The sequence below is a fragment of the Saccharomonospora halophila 8 genome (genome assembly GCF_000383775.1).
Classification (GTDB): Bacteria; Actinomycetota; Actinomycetes; order Mycobacteriales; family Pseudonocardiaceae; genus Saccharomonospora; species Saccharomonospora halophila.
Genome location: NZ_KB912565.1, coordinates 67625 through 73056, shown reverse-complemented (window position 1 = coordinate 73056; position 5432 = coordinate 67625). Strand labels below are relative to the sequence as shown.

The 5432-nt window shown below is 69.8% G+C and carries 5 protein-coding genes and 1 pseudogene; 1 reads left to right on the top strand and 5 read right to left on the bottom strand.

Annotated features, from left to right (window positions below; all coding sequences use genetic code 11):
• Positions 1-707: pseudogene (locus tag SACHA_RS25575) on the bottom strand (DUF6049 family protein); the annotation flags it as partial.
• Positions 704-1216 carry an NUDIX hydrolase gene (locus SACHA_RS0114860; RefSeq protein WP_028663214.1) on the bottom strand — a complete coding sequence of 171 codons (513 nt, stop codon included), beginning with the start codon at positions 1214-1216 and terminating at the stop codon, positions 704-706. The gene SACHA_RS0114860 and the pseudogene SACHA_RS25575, both read right to left, overlap by 4 nt.
• Before the next feature lie 102 nt (positions 1217-1318).
• Here SACHA_RS0114860 and SACHA_RS0114855 point away from each other — a divergent pair, with 102 nt between their 5' ends.
• Positions 1319-2806: a CCA tRNA nucleotidyltransferase gene (locus SACHA_RS0114855; RefSeq protein ID WP_019810964.1), complete on the top strand. Its 1488-nt coding sequence runs from the start codon at positions 1319-1321 to the stop codon at positions 2804-2806.
• 15 nt (positions 2807-2821) lie between these two features.
• On the opposite strand, the gene SACHA_RS0114850 is transcribed toward SACHA_RS0114855, so the two are convergent.
• The 3 genes from SACHA_RS0114850 to SACHA_RS22360 form a co-directional block, all read right to left on the bottom strand.
• Positions 2822-3457, bottom strand: a complete 636-nt coding sequence (locus SACHA_RS0114850; RefSeq protein ID WP_019810963.1) for a DUF4276 family protein — start codon at positions 3455-3457, stop codon at positions 2822-2824.
• A gap of 7 nt (positions 3458-3464) precedes the next feature.
• On the bottom strand, positions 3465-4895 hold the full coding sequence (locus SACHA_RS0114845; RefSeq protein ID WP_019810962.1) for an AAA family ATPase: 1431 nt from the start codon (positions 4893-4895) through the stop codon (positions 3465-3467).
• Positions 4896-4965: 70 nt separating this feature from the next.
• A partial coding sequence (locus tag SACHA_RS22360; protein WP_039739196.1) for a TNT domain-containing protein occupies positions 4966-5432 on the bottom strand: 467 nt, incomplete at its 5' end.

Genomic DNA, 5432 nt, shown 5'->3' with positions numbered 1-5432 from the left:
ACCAGCGCGTCGAGCCGGCCGCCCGGGGCCAGCGCGGCCGCGAGCGCGTCGTCGGAGAGCACCACCGGACCGCCGTACGGGTCGGAGATCACCTTCGGCTCCCGCGCGGCGAAGGGCCACAGCAACGACACCGGTCTGCCCGCCGCGCCGTCCGACGTGCCGGGGTCGCCCAGGACGGGCAGCAGGAGGTTGGCCACCGCGAGCCGGGCGGGGCCACCGTATGCCGGGGTTCCGTTGACGTTGAGCAGCAACGGGTACACGCCCGGGTCGGTGACCCCGAGCGTGGCGAGGTCCGCGGTGATCGACAGTTCGGCGCTGTCGCCGATCTCCAGCCGGTCGGCGACACCGACCCAGTCGGACCACCCGGCGCCCGCGGGGGGCGGATCGGCCAGTGTCCTGCCGAGCGTCCCGGCAGAGGTCTGCCGCGGGCCTGCCTGGACCCGCGCGACGAGGTCGGAGATCGGCCGGTCGCCCGTGTTGGTGATGGTGGCTCCGAGGGTGACGGTCGTGTCATCCGGTCGCACCTGGCGCGGCGTCATGCGGTCGAGGTGCAGCCGGATCGCCCCGGAGGAGGTGTCGGCGGCCTCCCGGGCGTGTCGACCCGCCGGTCGCGGGTCCGCCGCACCGGACGCCGGGGGCGGCATGCCGAGCAGGGTCTGCCCGAGCACCAGCACGAGCGTCAGCGCGAAGCCGGCGAGCCTGCTCACGACTCCCCCGTCCGGTCACGCGGGATCAACGGCCCGGCCTTGCGCACCAACTTCCGTTCGTCGGCGTAGGCCAGGGTCCGGTCGAGCTCGGTCAGCGGCACCCAGGCCACCTCGGTGACCTCGACGTCGGCGTCGGAGAGCTCGCCGCCGTCCGCTTCGAGCAGGAAGTGGTGCACCGTCTTGTGGACCCGGCGACGCTCGGCGACGAACCAGTAGTCGATCGTTCCGAGCTCTCGCAGCACGTGCGCGGAAATCCCGGTCTCCTCCTTCACCTCGCGCACCGCGGTCTGTTCGGTGGTCTCGTCGTCCTCGATGTGCCCCTTCGGCAGCGACCACAGCAACCGACCCCGCCGGTCGAGTCTGCCGATCAACACGGCGTGCCGTCGGCCGGGGTCCACCACGAGGCCCCCGGCCGAGGTCTCGTGCACCGTGGTCAGCCGTCGGTTACGGCGGCGCCGGGACCGGCGTCCCGGTTTCGGGCCACCGGAGCGACCGGCCGATCCAGGCATGCTGCGATGCTAGAGCACCGGGCGCCGTCGGTACCCTGGCTCGGGCGTGTCCGTGTCGGTCCGGCCGTGTAGTAAGGGGAACTTTTGGGCAGTGGGAGCAGCGTGAACGAGCGCACGAGCGGGGCGGACGGTGCGGCGACCGCGAAGCGGCTGACCGAGGCCAAACGGAACGCGGTCGCCGAGCTGATGCGCGTCTCGCCGATCGCCGACGACCTCGCGGCACGCTTCGCCGCGGCCGGGCACCGGCTCTACCTCGTCGGGGGCAGCGTGCGCGACGCACTGCTGGGCAGGTTGTCCACCGACCTCGACTTCACCACCGACGCGCGTCCCGGGCAGGTGCAGCGTCTGGTCGCGGGCTGGGCGGAGGCGGTGTGGGACACCGGCATCGAGTTCGGCACGGTCGGCGCCGCGAAGAACGGCACGACGCTGGAGATCACCACCTTCCGGGCGGACAGTTACGACCGTGTCGGGCGCAACCCGGAGGTCGCCTTCGGCGACACCATCGAGGGTGACCTCGTGCGCCGGGACTTCACCGTGAACGCGATGGCGGTGGAGGTGTCGACGAAAACGTTCGTCGACCCGTACGGCGGTCTGGAGGCGCTGGCCCGCCGCACGCTCGACACCCCGGCCACCCCGGAGGAGTCGTTCGCCGACGACCCGTTGCGGATGCTGCGGGCGGCGCGGTTCGTCGCCCAGCTCGGCTTCACCCCCGCCGGGCGCGTGGTGACCGCCATGACGGACATGGCCGACGAGCTGAAGCGGATCACGGCGGAACGGGTGCAGGTCGAGCTCTCCAAGATGCTGACCGGCATCGCCCCGCGGCGCGGCGTGGAACTCATGGTGGACACCGGCCTGGCCGAGCACATGCTGCCCGAGGTGCCCGGGATGCGGCTCGCGATCGACGAGCACCACCAGCACAAGGACGTCTACCAGCACTCGCTCACCGTGCTCGACCAGGCGATCGACCTGGAGACCTCGCACGAGCCGACCAGTGGACCCGATCTGGTGCTGCGACTGGCCGCCCTGCTGCACGACATCGGCAAACCGGCCACGCGGCGGTTCGAGCCGGGGGGCGGCGTGAGCTTCCACCACCACGAGGTCGTGGGCGCGAAGATGGTACGCAAGCGTTTGCGCGCCCTGCGTTACCCCAAGGACGTCATCAGCGACGTCTCCCAGCTCGTGTTCCTGCACCTGCGTTTCCACGGCTACGGCCGGGGCGAGTGGACCGACTCGGCGGTGCGCCGCTACGTCACCGACGCCGGAGACCTGCTGCCGCGGCTGCACAAGCTCGTCCGTGCCGACTGCACCACCCGCAACCGGCGCAAGGCCGCCGCCCTGCAACGCTCCTACGACGACCTGGAGCAGCGCATCGCCCGGATCGCCGAGGAGGAGGACCTCGCCAGGGTCCGTCCCGACCTCGACGGCAACGAGATCATGCGGATCCTCGGCCTGAAACCCGGGCCGCTCGTCGGCCAGGCGTGGAAACACCTGAAGGAGATCCGCCTCGACCGTGGCCCGCTCGACCGGGACGAGGCCGTGGCCGAACTCCACCGCTGGGCGGCCGAGCAGGGCATCGAGCTGCCGGAGTGAGCTGGTGCGTGGCACTCACCCGTGCCAGCCGGCCGCGATCTTCTCCACATCGTCGACCAGCTGCTGCCAACTCGGCAGCCGGGTGACCGGGCCGTGGCGATCGATCCGCTCGAGCAGTTGCCGTCGGTGGTTGGCGAATCGGGTCGCGTTCTTCTCCCGACGTCGTCCCGTCGCCGCGGACGCGGCAAGGAGACATTCGTGCAGCCGCTGTTTCGGGTCCGTCACCCGTTCGACTTCCCGGACCGAGGGGAGGCGGAGGTCGTTCCGTCCCCGGGGGTTGCCTGCTACCTGCCGGATCGTCGGTTCGTCCAACAGTAACCAGGCTTCGGTCATGCGTACCGGAATCACCGGGCAGCACACGAGGCAGGGATCGATCCGACCGAGCGCCTCGGTGATCTCGCGCCTGCGCGTGTCCGCCCCGACATTGTCGGCGTCCCGGTGTACGACCACGATGTCCGGTGTGCGTCCCATCAGCGTGATACCTGCCTCGACACGGGACCGGACGTCCTTGTTGACCTTCGTTCGGAGTTGGTTGAAGTCGGGCGAGGTGAGCCGCAGCCGCACCCCGCATTCCCCGAACAGATCCTCGACCAGTGCGGAAAGGGGCATGTCCGAGGTTCCCTCGGCGACGAACAGACCGTTGAAGACCATCCGACGATCAGCCCACCAGGCCGAAAGGTACGCGGAGCTGTGCACCCGCCGGTGCGGCCAGGTATGCGAGGAGGTCCGCCTCGGTCGCCGAGTCCGCGCTGTGTTTCGCACGCCAGGTGTCGGCCAGGGGCAGCAGGGACAGGGCGCGGGTGACGGACCCGTCGGGAGCCGTCCGGAGCTGAGCGTCGGCCACAAGGATGTCACCGCGGTCGCACAGTTGCACGACGCCTGGTGAATGTGTATTGACGATGACCTGTCGAAACGGGTTCTCGGTGTCCGGTGCTTCGGCTGGATTCACCGCGAGGTCGCGAACGAGGTCGAGCATGGACTCCAGGTTGGCCGGGTGTATGCCGTTCTCCGGTTCCTCCATACAGATGACGCCCTTGACCGTCGGATCCTCGAGCAGCACACAGAGCGCGAGGAAGCGGAGTGTTCCCTCCGAGAGAGCACGTGCGGGGAGCCGCAGTCCGTTCTGTTCGTCGAGGAACAACGTGAGGACCTCGCGCTTGTCGTCCGGTTCAACCTCGAGGCCACGGACGCCGACGTCGCCGAGGTCGGACAGCCGTCCCGCCACTTCGGCATAGACGGCTTCCGGATCAGGTGCCCCGCTCGTACCGCCGGTTCGGGCGATGCGGAAGAGTGTGGCCGCCAGGTGCCGCCCGTCCGAGCCGAGTGAACGTGGGTCCGCGAAGCTGTCCGGAGCCCGGAGCGCGGACGGTTCGAGCGCGAGCCGACGCCAGCTCTGCATCTCCCTCCGCGCGGCCAGGATGGTCGGATGATCGTTTGTGGTGATCGTGCTGAGTACCGTGCGGCCCGCACGTTCGGCCGCTCGCGGCTGCGGTCGACCGAAACTGCCGCCGTCACCGTGCACGTTGACGACGAGTCCACCCTCGCGTTCTTCGGTGGAGAGGAAGGGACCTCCCCGACGTTGCCCGACCAGCACGGAACTGCGGAAGTGCTTCGCGGAGTGGGGAAACCGGATCCTCTTGGCGGCCTCCCGTCGGGTGATGTGATGCAGCTCTTCGTGGCGGAGGACGAGGCGGCCGATGCTGCCGGCACCGTCGGCGTGTTCGTAACCCAACCCGATCTCGTAGCGGAGGAAGGTCGTGGTCGCCTCGGCGGGTGATCCCAGATCGTCCTCGACCGTGCCGGGTACGATCATTTCGGCCGCGAGACGGATCTCCATGGGGTCCGCGCGCTCCCGGTGACCGTCCCAGAACAGATCACGAGGATCGCCGCTGTGCCCCTGTGCGACACTGCGGACCTGCTGTGCCGCTTCCATCAGGGTGCCGGATGCCAGGTGTGACAGCAGTTCGATCACGTCGAACACGTTCGACTTGCCGATCCCGTTCGCGCCGGCGATGCACGTGAATGGACCGAAGTCGACGTGTACATCGAGGAGGTTCTTGAAGCCCTGAACCTCCAACCTGGTCAACATGGGAACAGGCTACAGGGCTCGGGCGCCGGACCCGGTACCGCGAACGGGCGGTATGTCGACCGGTAAAGGTTCAGGACACCCGTTCCAGGGCGCCCGTCTCCAGGTGGTGAGTCAGTGCCCGGGGCAGCAGATACGCCACCGCGCCTCCCGGGGACACCCCCCACGGCCGGGTCACCCCGCTGAGCACGCGCAGGGGACGCAGCACCCGGTAGCGGTGCCGTTCGTACTCGCGGTCGGTCGTCAGGGACGTCTCGGGGAACGGCGTGTCCGGCGGGTGGGTCAGGTTTCCCTGCTCATTGCCGTAACGGTCGAGCACCGTGCCACCCGGAAGGGTGAGCAAACGTTTGCCCGCGTAGAACGTCAGCGGTGGTTCGCCGGACGACGGCAGGATCGGCCAGTCCGTCGCCTGCCCGGGCGGTTCGGCCGACTCCGCCCCGGGTGACGTGCCGGTCCACGCCCGGCCGGGGAACAGCAGCAGGGCGCCGAGCAGCGCTTCCGCCGCGGCGTGGACGCGGGGGAAGTAGCGGGGGTCGACCG